Origin of the sequence: Sulfitobacter sp. 1A12779, from assembly GCF_043557315.1 — a bacterium.
Lineage (GTDB): Bacteria > Pseudomonadota > Alphaproteobacteria > Rhodobacterales > Rhodobacteraceae > Sulfitobacter > Sulfitobacter faviae.
In genome coordinates, this window is the sequence record NZ_JBIFFU010000006.1 from 164322 (window position 1) to 185211 (window position 20890).

The window sequence follows — 20890 nt, forward strand, 5'->3', positions numbered from 1 at the left end:
GGTCAGCTCCGGTTTTCGGGGGCGGTGACGTCGCGTAGACCGTCACCCATCAGGTTGATCGCCAGCACCAGCACGAAAAGCACGGCGCCCGGGATCAGCACGAGCCACGGCTCGAACAGCATCATGTTCTTACCTTCGGAGACCATCAGCCCCCAGCTCGGCGTCGGCGGTTGCACCCCAAGGCCGAGGAACGAGAGTGCGGCTTCCAGAAGGATCGCATGGGCCATCTCCAGCGTGACGACGACGATCAGGTTGTTGGCGATGTTGGGCATGATCTCGGACAAGAGGATGCGCGGGGTGGAGGCGCCGATGACCTGTGCCGCGGCCACGTATTCGCGCCGCCGCACCTGCATCGTGGAGGCGCGCATGACCACGGCGAAGCGGTCCCACAAGAGCAGGCCCAGCACCATGATCACCACTTGCAGCGATCCGCCAAGGATCGCCACCACAGCGAGCGCCACCAGAACCACCGGCATCGCGAGACGCACGTTGATGAGGAAGGTGACGACCGCATCGACCTTGCCGCCGAAATAGCCCGCAGCCACGCCCATGGCGGTGCCGATCAGGCCCGAGATCAGTGCCGCCACGGCCCCGATCAGCAGCGAGATCCGCGCACCATAGATGAGGCGCGACAGGTAATCGCGGCCCAGATGGTCGGTGCCCAAGGGATGCTCCCATGTGCCGCCCATGAACACGGGGGGCTCCATCCGGGTCATCAGACTTTGGGCATAGGGATCATGCGGGGCGATCCAGGGCGCGAGGATCGCGATAATCGTGAGGATGATCAGAACGACCGCCCCGATCAGCAGACCTTGGTGCCCGAAGATGCGCTTGCGCAGCATCTGGCCGGGGGTCGGGCCGGTGATTTCGTCCAAAAGGCTGTCATGTGTGCTTGCCGTGGCCATGTCAGCTGCTCCTCATGCGGGGGTCGAGCCATGCGTTCAGCACGTCTGCGAGGAAGGTGAAAACAATGTAGAACATCGAGAAGATCAGGATCAGCGCCTGCACGGTGGGCAGGTCGTTGCGCGCGATGCTCTCCCAGGCCAGATAGCCCGCGCCATGTAGCGCGAAGATCGACTCGACCACGATGGAGCCGCCCAGCATGAAGCCCATCTGCACGGCGGCGAGGCTGACCACCGGGATGATCGCGTTGCGCAGCGCATGGCGGAACAGCACCCGGCGCTCGTTCGCGCCCTTGGCCCGCGCGGTGCGGATGTAGTCGGAGTTCAGCACGTCCAGCATGCCCGCGCGCGTCAGGCGCATGATCGCGGGCATGGCATAATAGCCCAGCACCACGGTCGGCAAGATGAAATGCCGCCATGTGTCGGTGCCCGAAGGTGGCAGCCAGCCCAGTTGGATGGCAAAGACCACGATCAGGATGAGGCCGAACCAGAAGCTCGGCATCGCCTGACCGGCAACGGAGATGAAAAGCGCCACACGATCGATGATCGAATTGGGGCGGATCGCGGCGACCACGCCCAAGGGCACCGCGGTCAGCAACGCGAAGGTGATCCCGCAGACGCCGAGCGTCATGGTCACGCTCAACCGGTCGGCGATGAGCGAGGCGACGGGCAGGCGGAAATAGTAGCTCTCGCCGAAATCGCCCTGAAGGGCCGAGAACAACCATTCGCCATATTGCACCAGCATGGGCCGGTCAAAACCATAGAGACGGCGCAGGGCCTCGATATCTTCGCCACTGGCGGTTTCACCGGCCAGCGCGGCGGCGGGGTCGCCCGACAGGAACAGCAGGCTAAAGCTGATAAACGACACGGTGAAGGCCACGAGAAGGGCCAGTCCCAATCGTTTGAGAATGAATTGAAGCACGGGTGCAACTACCTTGAGGCTGCGCCGCAGGCGAGGGCCTGCCGCGTGGGTCTGGGTTGGGTGCGGAAGGGGAGAAGGGCAGGGGCAACGGTCACGGCGCCCCCGCCGATTGGTTTACTTCCAGCTGGCCGTGGTGAAGCGCAGGACTTCGTCGGCTGTGGGTGTGTATTCCACCTCATTGGTGGTCACGTAGTTGGTGTTGTAGGAGAACATCGGCGCCCAATAGGCTTCCTCGGTGATGCGTTCGATCGCCTTGGAGTAGTTCTCTTTGCGGACCTCGGGGTCGGTCGAGCTGTCGGCGATGTTGAGGTATTCCAGCGTCTCGTCGTCCATCGCGTAGTCGAGCGAGCCATGTTTGAAGAACTGGCTGACCATGGCGGAGGCGTCGTTGATCGAATAGCTGCCCCATGTCTGGAACGACACGGCGGTTTCGCCCTTCATGTTCTGCTCGCGCAGGGCGGAATACTGCAACATCTTGAAGTTGGTATCGATTCCCACAGCGTTCAGATAGCTCGTGATCGCCTCGGCATATTCACGGTCGCGGTAGGCGTAGAAGTCGATGGTCAGACCGTCTTCGTAGCCAGCTTCGGCCAGCAATTCCTTGGCCTTCTCGGGGTTGTATTCATACTTCACCGCCGCGTCTTCGTCGCAGCCGAACTGGCTGGGGAAGCAAGGGGTGTAGACGACTTTGGATTTGCCTTTAAGCAGCGCGTCGACCAGTTCCTGACGGTTGATCGCATAGTTCACGGCCTTGCGCACGCGCACGTCGGTGAAGGGGCTGTCCTCGGAGCGGCCTGCCGCATCGAGCGTCAGATAGCCCACACGCATGGTGGATTCGTTGGAGACTTGGAACTCATCCCGCTCGGCCAGTTTCTCGGCTTGGTCCGACGGCACCTGCCAGATCAGATCAAGCGAGCCGCTGAACAATTCGGCCATCTGCGTGTTCACATCGGGGATGGTGCGGATGTCGATGTTCTTGATGCTGGGCGTGCCCTTGGGGCTGTCGTGGTAGCCCTCATAGGCTTCCAGTTTGAAGTGCTGGCCGGGGACGACTTCGGTCACCTTGTAAGGGCCGGTGCCGACGGGTTTCAGGCCCATGCCTTCGGGGCCGGCTTCTTCGTAGTAGTCGCTGGGATACATCGAAACGGGGCCAGAGAGGAATTCAATCGCCGCCGGGAACTTCTCTTTCAACATGATGCGCACGGTGTAATCGTCGACCTTCTCAGCCGATTTCATCCAGTTCACGTTGCGCTGCGTTTTCACGCCATTGGCCTCATCGGCGACGTAGTTCACGGTAAAGACCACGTCATCGGCGGTGAAGTCCGACCCGTCGTGGAATTTCACGCCTTCGCGCAGTTTGAATTCGATGGTCGTGTCGTCGATCCATTCCCATTCGGTGGCGAGGTTGCCCATGTATTCGTTGGTGACCGGATCGCGGTAGATCAGACCATCCCAGACCGCGCGTTGCAGCACCACGCCTTCGCGGGACGAGTTGAAGTAGCTGTCGACGTTCTCAAGCTCTTTGGTGAAGGCGACATTCAGCGTGTCATTGGCTTTGTCCGCCCAAGCCGCGCCCGTGGCGGCGGCCAAGACAAGCCCGGTGATGGTTGATTTCAGGACCGTGGATTTCATGGTCAACTCCCCTGCTGGTTAACGAATTCGGTTCCGTATCTTTTTGACTTGCGTCACGTATCATATAATAATACTTGATATCGCAATACGATTAATAAACGCAATCAGATCGACATACGTCAAGCCCCGGTTTGAACAATTGGGCCAGATTTCGGGGTAGGTGATTGGAAAAGAAGCAAAATACCCTCTACGTCGGGTCGCTTGCCAAGGGGCTGCGGCTGCTCCGCGCCTTCGATGAATCGCATACGGAATTGTCGTTGGTCGAGCTTGCCGCGCGCAGCGGATTGGACAAGAGCGCGGTTCAGCGGCTGGCGAATACGCTGCATATCGAGGGCATGTTGGAAAAGGATCCGGCCACGCGGCGCTACCGCCCGTCCCATGCTTGGTTGGAGCTGGCCTATGCCTATTACTGGTCGGATCAATTGGTCGGGCAGGCGATTCCCAAGCTGATCGACCTCAGCCAAGAGATCGGGGAGACGGTGAACCTGGCCGAGCTTTCCAAGGACCATATCATCTATGTTAGCCGCTTACCCTGCCAACGGACCTATTTCGCGGCGACGGTGATTGGGCGGCGGCTGCCTGCGCTTTCAACATCGGCGGGGCGGGCGATCATCTCGACCTTCTCGCCCGAGGACCGGGAAGACGCGATCGAGACTTGGCCGCTCAAACCCTTCACCGCGCGCACCACGATGGACCGCGCCACGATCCGCAACAGCATCGGTGAGGCCGTGCAGCAGGGCTATGCGATCTCCAGCGATCAGATGATTTTGTCCGAGATCGGGGTGGCCTGCCCGATCACCGGCCCCGATGGGCGGGCCTTTGCGGCGGTGCAATGTTCGGTCTCGGCGCATACTTGGACGCGGGAGCGGATCAGGGCCGAGATTCTGCCGCGCCTTCAGGACACGGCGAACGCCATTTCACCATCGTCACAGGTGCATCGGCGCTAGAAAAAGGGCCGGGGCATTGCCGCCCCGGCCCGATGTTTTTTTATTCCCAGTTCAGCTTTTCTTCGCGCTGCCAGAACCGAAGTTTGCGGCAGGTCTGAAGGAACGTGTCCGCATTATCGGCAGAGACCTCCATCATGCCCTCGTCCTTCTCGACCCCGGCGGCGTTGAGCAGCGGATCGGCGGCGGTGGTCCAAGCGATGAACTTGTTATGCGCAAAGGCGTCCGAGACGAAATCCTGCGCGGGTTTGTTCTTGGCGATCTTGTCGGCTTTCTCATTCCCGAAGACCAAGGCCACCGCGTCAAAGACCACCGACGGGCCGCCGTCGATCTTCTCATCTGCTTCGCGGGTGCTGCCGTCCGAAAGGGTCACCCCTTGGATATGCGGTGTCACGATGGCCACCATCGCGCCTTCATCGGCAAAGGCTTTTTCCAAGGCTTCCACCACCGAGGCATCCGCGCCTTCGGTCAGGAACAGACCCAGCTTGCGGCCCGCAAAGCTGTTCGGCGCGTTCTTCAGAATGCTGAGCGCGTCGGACGGCGGCAGATCGGTGATCGGCTCCCGCGCGGGTTTGGCGGGGTCCGGCATCTCGGTCACGCCCAAGCCTTCGGCCACCTGTTTCGCCAGATCGTCATGCACGTTCATCAGATGCGAGAGCATCCGCAGGCGAATGCGTTCTTCCTGACATTTCGACAGCTCGAAGGTATAGGCCGCCGCGATGTGCTGCTGCTCGATCTCGGTCTGGCTGATGTAGAACTGCCGCGCCTGGCTGTAGTGGTCGGCGAATGTCTCGGACCGCACGCGCTGTTTCGTGCCTTCCACCTCTGCCGGGTAACTCTGGAAGCCAATCTCTGGGTTCTCGCGCGGGCCGCCATCCTCGCCCCAGCTGTTGGGCTCGTAGTTCACGCGACCCTTGGGATTGTGCATCGCCATATGGCCGTCTTGCTGGAAGTGGTGGAACGGGCATTTCGGCGCGTTGATCGGGATATGGGTGAAGTTCGGCCCGCCGAGACGTTTGAGCTGCGTGTCGAGGTAGGAGAAGTTCCGCCCCTGTAGCAGCGGGTCATTCGTGTGGTCGATCCCGCGCACGATGTTCTGGGTGCAAAAGGCCACCTGCTCGGTCTCGGCGAAGAAGTTGTCGACATTGGCATCCAGCGTCAGCGTCCCGATGATGCGCACCGGCACCTGCTCTTCGGGGATGATCTTGGTGGCATCAAGGATGTCGAACTCGAAGTTATCCGCGAATTCATCGTCGAAGACCTGAATGCCCAGATCCCACTGCGGATAGTCGCCCGCGTCGATGGCATCCCACATGTCGCGGCGGTGGAAATCCGGATCCGCGCCGTTGATCTTGAGCGCTTCGTTCCAAACAACCGATTGCAGACCCTGCTTGGGCTTCCAGTGAAATTTAACGTAATGCGATTGGCCCTCGGCATTGACCAGCCGGAAGGTATGCACGCCGAAGCCTTCCATAAAGCGGAACGAGCGCGGGATTGCACGGTCGGACATCTGCCACAGCGTCATATGGATCGCCTCGGGCGAGAGCGAGACGAAATCCCAGAAGTTGTCATGCGCCGACTGCGCCTGCGGGAAGCCACGGTCAGGGGCGGGTTTGACGGAGTGGATGAGATCGGGGAACTTGATCGCGTCTTGGATAAAGAACACGGGGATGTTGTTGCCGACGAGATCCCAGTTGCCCTCTTGCGTGTAGAACTTCGTCGCGAACCCGCGCACGTCGCGGGCCAGATCGAAAGAGCCCTTGTTGCCTGCCACGGTGGAGAAACGGGTAAAGGTCGGGGTCTTTTCGCCGACGCGCTGGAAGATATCGGCGCAGGACAGTTCGGGGATCGCTTCCTTTAGCTCGAAATGCCCATGCACGCCGTAGCCGCGGGCGTGAACGACACGCTCAGGAATGCGCTCATGGTCGAAATGAAACATCTTCTCGCGGAAAACGTGGTCTTCCATCAAGACCGGGCCACGCGGACCTGCTTTGAGTGAGTTCTGATCATCCGCGATCGGGCCGCCCTGCGCGGTCGTCATCGTCTTTTCGCGGTCCGTGGTTTGCTGGCGGGGTTCGCCGCCTTTGCCAAGTTCTTTGTCTGTCATGATCTTTCTCCACAGCGCCCCCGGAATATAATCGGGAGGATTTGTTGCTAATATGTGGCGGGCCGAGAGGGCCGCTCCAGAGCCGGCGGTGATTGCCCGACCCTATGAGAGTTCAACCACCCCCGCGGCGAGGGGTTCCGATGCTTTTGCCCGGCGGGCAGGAAAGTTCTCGCGCGGGTGGAGATCTGCGGCCTCCAATGCGAGGGGGGCGGCTGTCTCACAGGTCGCGGACCTGTCCAAAAAGCCCCGCAGAAGCGCGATATGCGCGGGCAGTTCATCGACCGGAATGCGTTCAGCCTCTGGCACCTGCACCGGCCAGCAGCCCAAGGCCCCCCGGCGCAGCTTCTCCAGCAAGCAGCCCGCATCCGGCAAACAGTCATCGGCCAGATAGCCCGCCCCGCTCAGCCGAATGCGCAGCGTATCGGCCATGCCGCCCACCGCGCGCCCGACAAGCCTGCACGAGGCTTCAACCCAGACATCATCCGCGTGATGCACCCGGCGGCCCGCCGCCCGCAGGTCGCGGATGATCGCGCGGTCCTCGCCACAGGGGATCGGGGCGAAACCGCCGACGGCCTCATAGGCATCGCGGGTGAAGCCAAGGCTGGCCCCCGGCGCTTCGCCGTGGCTGTTCTGCAAATCGGCGCAGTTCGGGGCGTGCCGCGCGTAGAGCGTGAGCACCAAGCGGCGGTAGGCCATTTCATGGGCCTCAAACATGGGGTCTTGCTGCGCCAAACAGGCGGCCTCTTCGGGGTTCAGGGTGACCCTGCCGCAGAGGGCATCAAAGCGTTGGAGGTGGTGAATGCTGCGCGCGACCCAATCGGGACTGACGCGGCAATCGGCATCGGTGGTCAGGATCTGGCGCAGATGAGGCATCTGATCGAGCGCCACGGCGCAGCCCCTCCGCCTTGCCGCGCCGACCCCCATGCCGGGGGGAAAGGTGAGGTCGAGCACGGTGAGGTCGATGCCAAGCCGCCCCGCCGCAGCCGTGGCGATCTTGGCGGTGTCGTCATCGGTGTTGTTCACCACAAGGACCACGTGGACACGGTCGTTACACTGGGGGGCGAGGGCGGTGAGGCAATCGCCGATCCGCTCCGCCTCGTTCCGGGCGGGGATGATGATCGCGGTGTCTTTCCAGCGCTCGAAACTCATCTGTCACCCTCCGGAAAGGCGCGGTCGATGCGGTAGTTCTCGGTCTCGCTGACGCAGGTGAAGGCATGGGTGTCGAGCGCCTTGGCAAAGCCGTTCAGCGCCTCTTCCCCTTGCAACGGATTGCCGGTGTCACCGCGCCAAGTCACGCAGATGATCTCGGCCTTCGGCCAGCGGGTCGCAATGTCGCTCGCCAGTTGGGCCAACCCCGAATGATCCAGAAAATAGAGCACTTCGGAGAGGATCAGCAGATCGAAGTCCCCCTCTGGCAGGGGGCCGGGATAGAACCCTTGGACGAAGCGCCCCTCCGGCACCGTTTTGCGCGCGGCGGTCAGGGCGCTGGCGACCGCATCCATCCCGGTATAGCGCGCGCAGATGTCGATCAGGTGGCGCGCCAATTGCCCATTGCCGCAGCCGAGTTCAAAGGCCGAGCGGTAGCCATCCTGTGAAAGCGCCGCCCGCGTCGCGGCGAATTTGGCCTGCTCATAGGCGCTATGTTCGAACCCCCAAGGATCGCTCGTCTCGGCATAGAGACCTTGGAGATGATCCAACCCCACACCCATCACGGCATCCTCCAAAAAATTTCGTCTTGCTGCGCGAAGAGGTCGATCATCGCCTCGGGCAGAACGAACCCCTCGGGATCGTCCTGCACGACTTGGCCAAGCTGGCTGCGATGCGCGCGGATCGCGGCGCTCTTGGCGTCGCGGTAGGCGGCGGTGTCGAGGGTCAGGGGGGCGTAGCCAGCCGTGTTCTCGGCAAAGTTCGGATCGTCGAAACGGCTCCACACCGGATAGCTATGAAAATGCAGATCGGGGCGCTGCGCGCGCAGCCCGTCGGCCAGTGACGCGGTGGTTTGATGGTCGCAATGTTTGTCTTCGCGGGCCGGGACGAAGATGTGGCGTACCGTTTGCGCGTCGATTACCTGCATCAGCTCGGTCAGGATGGCGTCGGGAGGCACCTCGTGCAATTGGCTGTCGGGATGGCCGAGCCATGTCAAATCCGCTGCGCCGCCACCAAGGAGATCGAGCGCCTCGGCCAGTTCCGCGCGCCGTGTCTCGGCCAATCGGGCCGGGGGCCATGCGCGGGAGCCGGGGTGGCTGGCGCCGCCATCGGTCAGGCAGATGACATGCGCCCCGGCCCCTGCGAAAGCGCGCGCCAAAAGACCGCCGCAGCCGAGTGTTTCGTCGTCCGGATGCGGCGCCAGAACCACGATCTTTTCGCGGCCCGACAGAGCCTCGGCGAGGGGGGCGTTGTGGCTCATCCAAAGACACCCCAAACCGTCTGGTCGCTTGAAAGCGCATGGCGGGCGGCGCGTTGCAGGAAGGCATCGCGCGCGGCTTGGCGCAGATAGACCGAAAGATCGCGCGCCATGCGGCCCGTCTCGGAGGTTCCGGTGAAATGCCGCAACCCTAGGCTCTGCTCCACCGCTTTGATCGAGTCGAGGGCGACCTCCTCAGTATAAATTCGCGCGGCGATCGAGGTGCTGACGAGGGTCTCCTCCGCGTGGTCATCCGCGTTGGCGAGAGCGGCGCGTTCGACCAATGCCATTCCGGCCCATATCCGCATCAGCACCTGCATCAAGCGGCTCAATTGGGCCTCGGCCTCAAGCCGGTCCATGTCCCGCAGAGCAGTGGCCGCCGCATCAATCAACCCTGCCGCCGCGCCCGCCTGAAGCGCCGCGATCCGCCAGACGCCGCCGACGAAATGCGGCTCTTTCAGATAATCGCCGGGGGCGCCGATAAGCGCGTCATCCTCAAGAGGCAGGCCGGAAAAATCATATGTCCCCGAGGCCGTCGCCCGCATCCCCAGCATGTCCCATTGCGAGGCATCGCCGCGCGCGGGCTCGGTCACATCGATCAGCGCAAGCTGCACTTCGGGGCCGGAATTGAGCGAGACGAGCGCATGGGTGACAGTGCCGAGGCCGGAAGCAAAAATCTTCTGACCCTTCAAAACACCCTTTTCGAAACGCGCCGGATTGCCGCCATCGGCCCCCCAAACGCCCAGAAGCCCACCTTGCCGGATCACCTGCTTCGCCCGCTCCGCCTGCGCCGCGCTGCCGTATAGGCGGATCAGGCGCAGCGCGTTGACGTGGCCCTCCCATAAGCGGCCGACGCTGAGGTTGGCGGCACCGATCTGCATCAGCGCATGGGCGGTGCGCAAAGGCGCCGTGGCGCCATCTTCCAGCATCAGCCCCGCGTCGCGCAGAATGTCGATAGAGCCGCTGATCGGGGCGGTGCCCGCTTCTTCGGCCCGCGCCGCGTGGCGCAGGGCCTTTCGGGCAGTTTGCGAAAGGATATCCCTTTGCGACTGGGGCGGGAAAGGGTCGAAACGCGGCGCACTGTTCATGGCAGTGCCCGACAGCCGAGCAAGGATACACCTTTGAGATCAAGCGTCACGATACTGCCTCCCATTCGTGAAACGGGCAGCCTGCGCGGGTGGCAGCACTGCCTTCGGGAGCGCAACCGTTCAACTTGTCTTTTGGTTCCCGCCTACGTTGCAGCCGCGGCGGGGGGGCGAATGTCAGCCCTCGGGAATCTCGCCCATCACCTTGGGCACATGGTAGCCCTTTTGCACCGCGTCCCGCGCGCGCAGGCGCTGGTACCACGCACGCACATTGGGATAGTCGGCAAGGTCGATCTGCTGCCATTCATAGCGCGACACCCAAGGCCAGCAGGCCATATCCGCGATGGAATACTCGCCGCAGATATGGTCCCGCCCCTCAAGCTGTTTGTCGAGCACGCCGTAAAGCCGTTTGACCTCGGCCCCGAAACGCTCTTCGGCATAGGCGGCCTTGCCGGGGTTGAAATGTAGGAAGTGATGCGCCTGCCCGGCCGTCGGGCCAAAGCCGCCCATCTGCCACATCAGCCATTGCATCACCTCGGCCCGCGCGGCCTGCCCCTCAGGCAGGAAGCGGCCATGTTTCTCGGCGAGGTAGACCATGATCGCGCCGGATTCCATCAGGCTTACCCCAGTGTCATGGTCCACGATGGCGGGGATTTTATTGTTGGGGCTGATCTTTAGAAACTCGGGCGCGTGCTGCTCATCCTTGCCGATGTTGATGGCATGCACATTGTAGTCGATCCCCAATTCTTCGAGCAGGATCGAGACCTTGCGGCCGTTGGGGGTGGTCCATGTGTAGAAATCAATCATCGCTTCGGTCCCATATGCAGAGGTGCGTTTCGGTTTCTTGCAATGTTAAGCAGGCGGTTTGCGGTGGGTCAACGCGAGGAACCACAGCGGCCTGCGGGGGTTTTGCTTAACAAGGCATCAATTTGCGGAGCGAAGATGCAGAACAGTGACCCCCTAGCGCAGCCCGACATCGCAGATCGCGCGAAATCCGTTTTGGAAGTGCTTTGCGACCGCGACATTCACATCGCCACGGCGGAAAGCTGCACCGGCGGGCTGGTCGCCGCGTTGCTTACGGATATCGAAGGGTGCTCCCACGCGTTCGAGCGGGGATTTGTCACCTATACGGATCAATCCAAGCATGAGCTGTTGGGCGTCGATCGGGCGCTTTTGGACCGCTGCGGCGCGGTTTCGCGCCCCGTGGCGATTGCCATGGCCGAGGGCGCGCAGGACCGCTCAGGCGCGCAGATTGCCGTCTCGACCACCGGGTTTGCCGGGCCGGGCAGCGCCGAGGATGAAGAGGGGCTTGTGCATTTTGCGCTTGCACGCGAGGGGTGTAACACGGTTCATCGGGCCGAGTCATTTGGAGCCATTGGCCGGGATGCGATCCGGCAGCGATGCCTTGAAACGATTTTGGATATGTTGGAGGAGAGCCTGACGTGAGCAAGAGCCAAGCCGCCGCCTTTACCGCCTACCACCGTCATGGCTTTGTCCGGGTGGCGACCTGCACGCCGCATGTGCGGCCCGCCGATGTGGCCTTCAACCGCGACAGCCTGTTGGACGAAATGCGCCGGGCCAATGCGGCGCGGGTGGATTTGCTGGTTTGCCCCGAACTGTCACTCTCGTCCTATGCCATCGACGATCTGCACATGCAGGACGCGCTGCTGACGGCGGTGGAAGAGGCGCTTGGCGACCTGATCGAGGCCAGCGCCGAGATGACCCCCGTGATCCTGCTCGGCGCGCCACTGCGCCGTGAGGGGCGGCTTTACAATTGCGCCATCGCCATTTCACGCGGGCAGGTGCTGGGCGTGGTGCCGAAATCCTACCTGCCCAATTACCGCGAGTTCTATGAGAAACGCTGGTTTGCCCATGGCCGGGACACCGGCGGAGAGATCACCGTCGCGGGCCGGCGAGTGCCCTTTGGCGATGACCTGATTTTTGAGGCGACGGATCTGCCCGGTCTGATCTTCCATGCCGAGATTTGCGAAGACCTCTGGACGCCGGCGCCGCCCTCGGCGGATGCCGCGCTTGGGGGCGCCTTGATCCTCGCCAATCTCTCGGCGTCCAACATCGTGATCGGCAAATCCTCTGACCGTCACCTGCTGTGCCGGTCGCAATCCATGCGCGCCTTCGCGGCCTATGTGTACTCCGCCGCCGGGCCGGGGGAGAGTACGACCGATCTGGCGTGGGACGGGCAGGGGATGATCCATGAGTTGGGCGATCTTCTGGCCGAATCCACCCGTTTCCCGCTGGAGCCGGAGCTGACCATCGCCGATGTGGATTGCGGGCGTATCCAGTCCGAGCGGATGCGGACGGGCAGTTTCCATGATGCCGCGCGGCACCGCGCGCCGGAATTCCGCCGGGTGACCTTTGCCCATCAGCCGCATCACGAAAACGCCGGACTGATCCGCCCGGTGCGCCGTTTCCCCTATGTGCCGAACCGCGAAAGCCATCTCGACCAAGACTGCTACGAGGCGTTCAACATTCAGGTCGAAGGGCTGCGCCGCCGCTTTGAGGCGACCAAGGGCAAGACCATGGTCATCGGCATTTCCGGCGGGTTGGATTCAACCCATGCCCTGATCGTGGCGGCGAAAGCCTGTGACCGTATGGGCATTCCGCGCGACCGGATCCTCGGCTTTACCATGCCGGGCTTCGCCACCTCCGAGGGCACCAAATCCAACGCGTGGAAATTGATGCAGGCCATGGGCATCACCGCGGATGAGATCGACATTCGCCCCGCCGCCCGCCAGATGCTTGAGGATATGGATCACCCCTTTTCGGACGGGGAGCCGGTCTATGACATCACCTTTGAAAACGTCCAAGCCGGGCTGCGCACCGATTATCTCTTCCGGCTCGCCAACCAGCGGCAGGGCTTTGTCATCGGCACCGGCGATCTGAGCGAATTGGCGCTTGGCTGGTGCACCTATGGCGTGGGCGACCAGATGAGCCACTATGCCGTGAACACCGGCGTCCCGAAAACGCTGATCCAATATCTCATCCGTTGGGCCACCCGTTCGGGCCAGTTCGACGCTGAGACGGACAAGGTGTTGCAAGCCATTCTGGACACCGAGATTTCGCCCGAACTGGTGCCCGCGGGCGAGGATGAAGAGATTCAAAGCACCGAGTCGATGATCGGCCCCTATGAGTTGAACGACTTCTTCCTCTTTCACACCATGCGCTACGGGCTCGCCCCGTCAAAGGTGGCCTTTCTGGCGTGGCACGCTTGGCATGATGTCGAGGCGGGGCGCTGGCCTGAGGGCTTTCCGCAGGGCAAACGCAACGCCTATGATCTGGAGACGATCCGCCACTGGCTCGAAAAATTTCTGCATCGCTTCTTTGCCACCAGCCAGTTCAAACGCTCGGCCCTGCCGAATGGGCCCAAGGTCAGCGCCGGGGGGGCATTGTCGCCGCGCGGGGACTGGCGCGCGCCGTCGGATTCTGTCGCCACCCCGTGGCTGGAAGAGCTGCGCAGCAACGTGCCAGAGAGCTGGCCCCAGAGCTAAGCCGCGCTATTCCTCGCGGCTCAGCTCGCCTTCGACAAAGTTGGGGGTCAGCGGCGGTGCCGCGTGGCGTTCTTGGGTTTCGGGATCGCTGCGCAGGGTCATGCGCAGCAGCCCCCAGGCCACGATGGTCAACTGAAAACCGCCAAGCGCCAGCGGCAGGCCGCGCGGCCCCAGTGTATCCAGCAGCACACCCGCCAGCAGCGGCCCGATTGCGGCGCCAATCCCCTGCATCAGCACCAACCCGCCCGAGACGGCCACCACCGCCGAGCCGGGGGCGCGGTCGTTGACATGGGCGATGACGATGGATTGCGCAGGCAGAACCAGCCCGCCGATGGCAAACCCCAGCACCAGCAGCATCGACCCCGAAGGGGCGGGGATCGGCAGGGTCAGCATCATCAAAGCACCGCCCGCCGCCGCCAGTCCGACGCCCAAGCCCCGGCGGCTCATCCGGTCGGAAACCCAGCCCAGCGGGAATTGCAGCATCAGCCCCCCGATGGTGAAGGCCGCGATCAGCAGGGCGATGCGTGATTGGGTATAGCCCATCTCCTGCGCGAAGAGCGGTGCCAGACCGTAGAACGTCCCGATAGAGGCCCCGACCAGCCCCGCGCTGACCGCCCCGTAGGGCGACAGCCCCCACAGTCGGCGCAGCGATGGCGGCTCCTGCGCGCCTTCCGAGCGCGGCCCCTCTACACGGCTAAGCGAGATCGGCACCAGCGACAGCGACATCACGATGGAGACGAGCACGAAGAGGATGAACTCAGCCGGATCCCCGAGATTCAGCAGGAACTGCCCCGCCGCACCAGAGGCCATGCCGACCATACCGTAGACCGCCAGCAATTTGCCCCGTTGCGCGGAACTGACCGAAGCGTTAAGCCAGCTTTCCGTCACGATGATCAACCCGGCAAAGGCAAAACCGGTGAGGCAGCGCACGGCGATCCAGACCCAAGGGTCGATGAAAGCCAAATGCATCAGCGCCGCGGCGGAGGCGACAGAGGCAAGTGCGGCAAAGGTTCGGATATGGCCCACCCCGCTGATCAGCCGGGGTGCCACGAAGGAGCCCACGCTCAGCCCCGCGAAAAATCCCGACATGATGAGGCCGGTGGTCGCCCCGCCAAACCCTTCGAGCCCCGCGCGCACGGCCAAAAGCGTGCCCTGCAACCCGTTGCTCATCTGCAAAAGCGAAAAGCCCAGTAGCAGTGTCGCCAGTGGTAGAACCGTCGCGCGCATGATGTCCCCTTGGTCTTTGATCCGGCTTGGGCCAGAATATGTGCGGCGGAAACGGAATTTCTAGTAATCAACCCCATTGCCCTTCCACCGGGCAGGCTTCCGCGCCATAGTGATAGCAGCCAGCGGCCCCTTCGGGGAATGCCCAGCCAGTGATCAAGCAGAATTGACGTGCCTTTTTGGGGCCGATGCTCAATTATGCGCCTCGTAACATATTTTGAAAGCGCATCCCCCGTGAAAGCCCTGCGCCAATTTTTCGTATTTCTGCTGGTTCTCGTTGCGGGTCTTTACGCGATGTTAACCTATGTCCCCGCCTCCCGCCTCTATGTGGCGGAGACCGGCTTGCTCGATCTTCTGGGGATCGAGGAGGTCGCGGAGGCGCCACAGGCCTCTGGCCGGGGCTGGGGCGGCGGCGGGCCGTCGCTGATCGTCACCGCCGGGGTCAGCGAAGAGACTTTGGCCGACCGGATCACCGCCATCGGCGACGGGCGCGCGCGCCGCTCCGTCACGCTGCGTTCCAACGCCGTGGGGGTCATCACCGACCTGAACTTGCCCGCCGGGCAGTTGATCAAGGCGGGCACCGTTGTGGCCCTGTTGGAGAATGAGGCCGAGCAGATCGCCCTGAAGCAAGCCGAATTGCAGCTTGAAAACGCCCAGACCGAGCAAGACCGCGTGGAGCGGCTGCAAAACACCGGCGCGGTCAGCGAAGTGCGCCTGCGCGAGACGGAATTGGCCCTGCAAAGCGCCGAGCTTGCGCTCAGCCAAGCGCAGTTCGATCTGTCGCAACGCCGCATCCTCGCGCCAATCTCAGGCTGGGTGGGGATCACCGATATCGAAGAAGGTGACCGCGTCAATGCGCAGGATCAACTCGCCACCATCACCGACCGCAGCGAGATCCTGATCGATTTCCGCGTGCCTGAACGGGTGGTGAGCAAGCTCTCTTTGGGCAAGGAAATCACCGTCACCCCGCTTGGCATGCGCGATTTGACCCTGACGGGCGAAGTCAGCGCCATCGACAGCGTGATCGACCGCGCCAGCCGCACGCTTCTGGTGCAGGGCCGCGTGCCGAACGAAGGCGACCAGCTGCGCGCGGGCATGGCCTTTTCGGTCAGCCTGACCTTTGTCGGCGATCCGTTTCTGGCGATCCCGCCGCTGGCGGTGCAATGGTCCTCGGACGGGCCGTTTGTCTGGACGGTACGGGAGGGCAAGGCGCACCAAGTCGCGGTCGAGATCGCACAGCGCAACAGCAATTCGGTGCTCGTCCTGTCGGATGATCTGACCGCCGATGATGTGGTGGTGACCGAAGGCGTGCAAACCCTCCGCGAGGGCGGCGAGGTGCGTGAGGTCAACCGCGCGGGCAGCGTGCAGTCAGATGCCGCCCCGGCTGAGAAGACAACCCTATGAGCGCCGCCCCGACCGAAGACGCCACGCCGCCTGCGAGAACCGCCTCGGGCACCGCGCTATTCGTGCGCCGCCCGATCCTCGCCTTCGTGCTGAATGCGCTGATCGTGCTGGCGGGCATTGCCGCGCTTTTCGGCGCGGAGGTGCGGGAATTGCCCAATGTCGACCGGCCCGTGGTCACGGTCACCACAACCTTCTCGGGCGCCTCCCCGGAATCCGTCGATCAGGAGCTCACGGGGCGGATCGAAGGCGCCGTGGGCCGGGTTTCTGGCGTGCGGGCGATCTCATCGAACTCGCGGTTTGGCCGCAGCCGGGTCACCTTGGAGTTTAACGACAGCACCGATATCGACGTGGCCGCGACCGATGTGCGCGATGCAGTGGCGCGGATCGTGAACCAATTGCCCGAAGGGGCCGACCAGCCGCAGATCGTCAAGGCCGATGCCAATGCCCAGCCGGTGATGCGCATCGCCGTGACCTCCATGGGCCGCTCGCCGGAGGAGTTGACCAAACTGGTGCAGGACCGGGTCGAAGATCGGCTGATCTCGGTCAACGGGGTGGCGGATTTGCAGGTCTACGGCGACCGTGAGCCGTTTTTCCGCGTCGATATCGACCAGTTGGAACTGGCCAGCCGGGGCCTCACCCTCGGAGACATCCAGCGCGCCCTGGCCGATGTGGCCTATGACGCGCCCGCAGGCGATCTGGCGGGCGACCGTCAGTCGATCAGCGTGCGCACCACGGCCAGCGTTGTCACCACACAGGCGTTCGAGGCGATGGAGATCAAGCAGAACGTCCGGCTCGGCGATGTCGCCAGCGTCACGCTCGGCCCCGCCGAAGGGGAGACGATCCTGCGTGCCAATGGGCAATTGGGTCTCGGCATTGGCATCATCCGGCAGGCCACGTCGAACACGCTTGAGATCTCGCGCGATGTGCGCGCCGTGGTGGGGGAGTTGAACGAAACCCTGCCCGAGGATGTGCGGATTTTCGTGACCTCGGACGATGCGACCTTTATCTCAGGCTCGATCCGCGAGGTGCTCTCAACGCTGGCCTTTGCCGTGGGCATCGTGGTGGCGGTGATCTTTGTCTTCCTGCGTGATTTCCGCGCCACGCTGATCCCGGCGCTGACCCTGCCCGTGGCGCTGATCGGCACTTTGGCGGCGATCTATCTGGTGGGCTTTTCGATCAATATCCTGACCCTTCTGGCGCTGGTTCTGGCCACCGGGATGGTCGTGGATGACGCGATTGTGGTGCTAGAGAATATCGTGCGCCAACGGGCGGCGGGCATGGGGCCGCGCGCGGCGGCGGTGCTGGGCACCTCGCAGGTCTTCTTTGCGGTCGTCACCACCACGGCCACGCTGGCGGCGGTCTTTATCCCGCTGTCGTTCCTGCCCGGACAGGCGGGTGGGCTGTTTCGGGAGTTCGGCTTTACCCTCGCCATCGCGGTGATGCTGTCCTCGGTCGTGGCGCTCAGCCTTTGCCCGGTCTTGGCGAGCCGCTTGTTGACCAAACCCGCGGCCGAGAACCCGCGCGGCCCTGTCGTGTGGCTTGGCAACCTGCTGTACCGCGCCTATGCGGCGACGCTTAGATGGGCGCTGGCGATGCCCTATGTCGTGGTGCTGATCGCGGCCTTCGTCGCGCTGACGGCGGTGCTGGTCTCGGGCGAGATCCGGCAAGAGCTGACCCCGCGCGAAGATCGCGCCGTGGCCCTGCTCAGCGTCTCGGCCCCGCAGGGCGTCTCACTTGATTATACCCAAAGCAAGATGCGCGAGATCGAAGACCTGATCACCCCGCTGCAAGAGGCCGGAGAGGTGACGAATATCTTCTCCATCACCGGGTTTGGCGCGGACAATCGGGGTTTCATGGTGTTCACGCTCGCCGGATGGGAAGACCGCGCGCGCAGCCAAGATGAGATTGTGGGCGAGATCAACGGCAAGCTGCGCGGCATCGTGGGCGTGCGGGCCTTCGCGATCCAGCCGAACTCCCTCGGCATTCGCGGCGCGGGGCGGGGGCTGTCATTCGCCATCACCGGCAATAATTACGAGCAACTGTCCCAAGTGGCACAGGCGATGGTCGACCGGTTGAGCGCGAACCCGGCGATGGGGCAGGTGCGGCTGGAATATGAACGCACGCAGCCGCAGCTTTTCGTGCAGATCGACCGGACGCTGGCTGCTGACCTCGGCGTCGACATCACCGGGCTGGGGCAGGCTTTGCAGGCCATGCTCGACGGGCGTGAGGTGGCATCGGTCTTTATCGACGACACCAGCTATGGCGTGCAGATGCTGTCGACCTCGGACCCGGTGAACGACCCGCGCGACCTTGAGAACGTCTTTGTCCAATCGGGCAACGGGCAGATGATTTCGCTGGCCAGTTTCGTGACGCTCGAAGAACGCGCCGTCGCGCCCGAGTTGGACCGGGAAGGGCAGAACCGCTCTGTCGAGATCTCCGCCGGGCTGACCCCGGGCCTGTCACTGGGCGATGCGCTGGAACAGGTGCGCGCGGTCGGGCAAGAGGTGTTGGAGGATGAAAACCTGATCGTGCCGCTGGCCGAGGCCGCCGCCTTGGATCAAACCAGTTCGGGGCTTTTCGTGACTTTCGGCTTTGCGATCCTCGTGGTTTTCCTTGTCCTCGCCGCGCAGTTCGAAAGCTTCATCTCTGCCATCGTGGTGATGGCCACGGTGCCCTTGGGGCTGGCCTGCGCGATCTTCGCGCTGCTGATGACGGGGCAGAGCCTGAATGTTTACAGCCAAATAGGGCTGGTCATGTTGATCGGGATCATGGCCAAGAACGGGATTTTGATCGTCGAATTTGCCAACCAATTGCGCGACCAGGGGGCGGATATCCACGAGGCGATCTTTGGCGCCTCCACCATCCGCCTGCGTCCGGTGATGATGACGATGACCTCGACCGTCTTGGGCGGCGTGCCGTTGATCCTTTCGGCGGGTGCGGGGGCCGAGGCGCGCGAGGCGCTTGGCTGGGTGATCGTCGGGGGGCTGGGCATGGCCACGCTCTCGACCCTCTATCTCACCCCGGTCGCCTATTTCCTGCTGGCGCGGTTCACCACGCCCAAAGCTGCCGAGGAAGCCCGTCTTCAGGCCGAGCTGTCTGAGGCGCAACCGGTCTGAGCCTGCCCGATATTTACGCATCGATGCAACTTCGCGCGGGAATGGGCGTTTAGCCCTGTAGGATCGAAGAGAGAGGGACAAAACGTGCAGGGCGATTTGGAACTGGCTAAGACGAACCACCCGCAAGCGGCCAACGGCCAAAGCCTGTTCAATGACAAGACCACATGGCGCGTCGCCCGGGCCGATCGGTTTGGCCTCATCGTCGATGCGGCGGATTATTTCCGTGTCTTGCGCGAGATTTTCCTCGGGGCGCGGCAGCAGTTGATGCTGATCGGCTGGGATTTCGATTTCGAGCTTGAGATGCTGCCGGGCGAAAGTGACGAAGACGGCAACGCACCCGACAGCTATCCCAACCAGCTTGGCGCTTTTGTCGAGGCGGTGGTGGAGCGGACGCCGGATCTGCATGTCTACCTGCTGAAATGGAACGGCGCTGTGCTGGCCGCGCCGGGGCGATTGGTGCCCTCACTGGCGCTGAGCCTATTCGGTGGCGACCGGATTCACTTTGCCTTGGACGGCCACCACCCCTTCGGCGCCTGCCACCACCAAAAAATCGTCGTGGCCGACGATGCCTTGGCCTTTTGCGGCGGGATCGACGCGACCGAAGACCGGTGGGACACGCCCGACCATCTGCCGCACGACCCGCGCCGCCTGCGCAAGGATGGCACGCCCTCTGACCCTTGGCATGACGCGACTTCGGCCATGTCCGGCCCCGCCGCCGCCGCCTTGGGTGAGCTTTCGCGTCGGCGTTGGTTCCGCGCCACGGGGGATGAGATCGCGCGCCCTGAGGATGCGCCCATGTCCGAATGGCCCGAAGACCTGCCGATTGATGCCGAAGGGGTCGAGGTGGGCATCGCCCGGACCGAGCCGCCTTTCGACGAAGAGCCGATGATCAATGAAATCGAACGCCTCTATATCGCGGGGATCCAATCGGCGCGTGACTATATCTATATTGAATCGCAGTATTTCGCCGCCGCTTCGGTCTGCGATGCGCTTAAAGCCAGGTTGGCCGAAGAGGACGGGCCGGAGGTCGTCATCATCAACCCGCGCGATGCGGAATCCCAGTTGGAAGATGACGCCATGCATGTCCTGCGTGAGCGGCTCGTCGAAGAGCTGAAACGCGCCGATCACCAAAACCGCTTTCGCATCTATTTCCCCGTCACCGAGGAGGGTGAGCCGATCTATGTTCATGCGAAGATCATGATCATCGACGATCATCTTTTGCGCCTCGGCTCCAGCAACCTCAACAACCGCTCCATGGGGTTTGATACCGAATGCGATGTCGCGATCGAGCACCCCGCAGAGGTGATCGAAGGGTTCAGAACCCGCTTGATTGCCGAACACCTCGGCCTGCCGCCCGAACGTGTGGCCGAGGTGATGGCAGAGAAGAAGTCGATGATCGGGACCATCGAAACCCTCAACCGCAAGAAGGGCCGTGGCCTGCGACCGGTGTTCCGGGGCAGCGAGACTGTCGTCGGTGGTTTTCTCGCCAATACCCGCTTGCTCGACCCGCGCTACCATCCGGGCGAAAACACCGCCACCGGGCGCGGCATTCGCCCGCGGCACATGGCGCTGATCGCGGGCGGGCTGGGGATTGCATGGCTTGCCTGGCGCAAATGGGGGCGCGGCGACGATCGGCGTTCCTAA

Annotated in this window: 16 protein-coding genes; 6 read left to right on the forward strand and 10 right to left on the reverse strand. The window is 63.1% G+C overall.

What is annotated here, in order from left to right:
• Positions 1 to 2 precede the first annotated feature (2 nt).
• The 3 genes from ACGYLQ_RS09475 to ACGYLQ_RS09485 all read right to left on the reverse strand — a co-directional run bounded on the left by ACGYLQ_RS09475 (position 3) and on the right by ACGYLQ_RS09485 (position 3456).
• Positions 3 to 905 (reverse strand): ABC transporter permease, encoded by a 903-nt coding sequence (locus tag ACGYLQ_RS09475; protein ID WP_271690227.1) that lies wholly within the window; start codon positions 903 to 905, stop codon positions 3 to 5.
• Position 906: 1 nt separating this feature from the next.
• The gene (locus ACGYLQ_RS09480) at positions 907 to 1824 is read right to left on the reverse strand and encodes an ABC transporter permease (protein ID WP_136720362.1); all 918 of its coding nucleotides are present in this window, start codon (positions 1822 to 1824) and stop codon (positions 907 to 909) included.
• A gap of 114 nt (positions 1825 to 1938) precedes the next feature.
• Positions 1939 to 3456: an ABC transporter substrate-binding protein gene (locus tag ACGYLQ_RS09485; RefSeq protein ID WP_394442461.1), complete on the reverse strand. Its 1518-nt coding sequence runs from the start codon at positions 3454 to 3456 to the stop codon at positions 1939 to 1941.
• Between the two features lie 164 nt (positions 3457 to 3620).
• Here ACGYLQ_RS09485 and ACGYLQ_RS09490 point away from each other — a divergent pair, with 164 nt between their 5' ends.
• The gene (locus ACGYLQ_RS09490) at positions 3621 to 4403 is read left to right on the forward strand and encodes an IclR family transcriptional regulator (protein ID WP_394442463.1); all 783 of its coding nucleotides are present in this window, start codon (positions 3621 to 3623) and stop codon (positions 4401 to 4403) included.
• 40 nt (positions 4404 to 4443) lie between these two features.
• Here ACGYLQ_RS09490 and ACGYLQ_RS09495 read toward each other — a convergent pair whose 3' ends face one another.
• From ACGYLQ_RS09495 to ACGYLQ_RS09520, 6 genes are all read right to left on the reverse strand, one after another.
• Positions 4444 to 6507, reverse strand: coding sequence for a catalase (locus ACGYLQ_RS09495; RefSeq protein ID WP_394442466.1), 2064 nt, complete (start codon positions 6505 to 6507; stop codon positions 4444 to 4446).
• A 102-nt stretch (positions 6508 to 6609) separates the two neighbouring features.
• Entirely contained in the window at positions 6610 to 7656 is a 1047-nt protein-coding gene (locus tag ACGYLQ_RS09500; protein ID WP_394442469.1) for a glycosyltransferase, read from the reverse strand.
• Positions 7653 to 8216, reverse strand: coding sequence for a class I SAM-dependent methyltransferase (locus tag ACGYLQ_RS09505; protein WP_394442472.1), 564 nt, complete (start codon positions 8214 to 8216; stop codon positions 7653 to 7655). The genes ACGYLQ_RS09500 and ACGYLQ_RS09505 overlap by 4 nt, the downstream gene beginning before the upstream one ends.
• Positions 8216 to 8914: a PIG-L deacetylase family protein gene (locus ACGYLQ_RS09510; RefSeq protein ID WP_394442474.1), complete on the reverse strand. Its 699-nt coding sequence runs from the start codon at positions 8912 to 8914 to the stop codon at positions 8216 to 8218. The genes ACGYLQ_RS09505 and ACGYLQ_RS09510 overlap by 1 nt, the downstream gene beginning before the upstream one ends.
• Positions 8911 to 9999 (reverse strand): acyl-CoA dehydrogenase, encoded by a 1089-nt coding sequence (locus ACGYLQ_RS09515; RefSeq protein WP_394442477.1) that lies wholly within the window; start codon positions 9997 to 9999, stop codon positions 8911 to 8913. The genes ACGYLQ_RS09510 and ACGYLQ_RS09515 overlap by 4 nt, the downstream gene beginning before the upstream one ends.
• Before the next feature lie 174 nt (positions 10000 to 10173).
• Positions 10174 to 10803 (reverse strand): glutathione S-transferase family protein, encoded by a 630-nt coding sequence (locus ACGYLQ_RS09520; protein WP_394442480.1) that lies wholly within the window; start codon positions 10801 to 10803, stop codon positions 10174 to 10176.
• Between the two features lie 135 nt (positions 10804 to 10938).
• Between ACGYLQ_RS09520 and ACGYLQ_RS09525 the strand changes: the two genes are divergently transcribed.
• Together ACGYLQ_RS09525 and ACGYLQ_RS09530 are read left to right on the forward strand one after the other, a co-directional pair.
• Positions 10939 to 11442 (forward strand): CinA family protein, encoded by a 504-nt coding sequence (locus ACGYLQ_RS09525; RefSeq protein WP_067265105.1) that lies wholly within the window; start codon positions 10939 to 10941, stop codon positions 11440 to 11442.
• A complete protein-coding gene (locus ACGYLQ_RS09530; RefSeq protein WP_394442483.1) occupies positions 11439 to 13502 on the forward strand; it encodes an NAD(+) synthase in 2064 nt (687 codons plus the stop codon). Before ACGYLQ_RS09525 ends, ACGYLQ_RS09530 begins: the two co-directional genes overlap by 4 nt.
• A 6-nt stretch (positions 13503 to 13508) precedes the next feature.
• Here the strand turns inward: ACGYLQ_RS09530 and ACGYLQ_RS09535 are convergent, their stop codons facing one another.
• The gene (locus ACGYLQ_RS09535; RefSeq protein ID WP_067265100.1) at positions 13509 to 14729 is read right to left on the reverse strand and encodes an MFS transporter; all 1221 of its coding nucleotides are present in this window, start codon (positions 14727 to 14729) and stop codon (positions 13509 to 13511) included.
• A gap of 291 nt (positions 14730 to 15020) precedes the next feature.
• Between ACGYLQ_RS09535 and ACGYLQ_RS09540 the strand changes: the two genes are divergently transcribed.
• The 3 genes from ACGYLQ_RS09540 (at position 15021) to ACGYLQ_RS09550 (ending at position 20890) form a co-directional block, all read left to right on the forward strand.
• Positions 15021 to 16130: an efflux RND transporter periplasmic adaptor subunit gene (locus tag ACGYLQ_RS09540; protein WP_394442486.1), complete on the forward strand. Its 1110-nt coding sequence runs from the start codon at positions 15021 to 15023 to the stop codon at positions 16128 to 16130.
• On the forward strand, positions 16127 to 19246 hold the full coding sequence (locus ACGYLQ_RS09545) for an efflux RND transporter permease subunit (RefSeq protein ID WP_394442488.1): 3120 nt from the start codon (positions 16127 to 16129) through the stop codon (positions 19244 to 19246). The genes ACGYLQ_RS09540 and ACGYLQ_RS09545 overlap by 4 nt, the downstream gene beginning before the upstream one ends.
• A gap of 84 nt (positions 19247 to 19330) precedes the next feature.
• Positions 19331 to 20890 (forward strand): phospholipase D-like domain-containing protein, encoded by a 1560-nt coding sequence (locus ACGYLQ_RS09550; RefSeq protein ID WP_394442491.1) that lies wholly within the window; start codon positions 19331 to 19333, stop codon positions 20888 to 20890.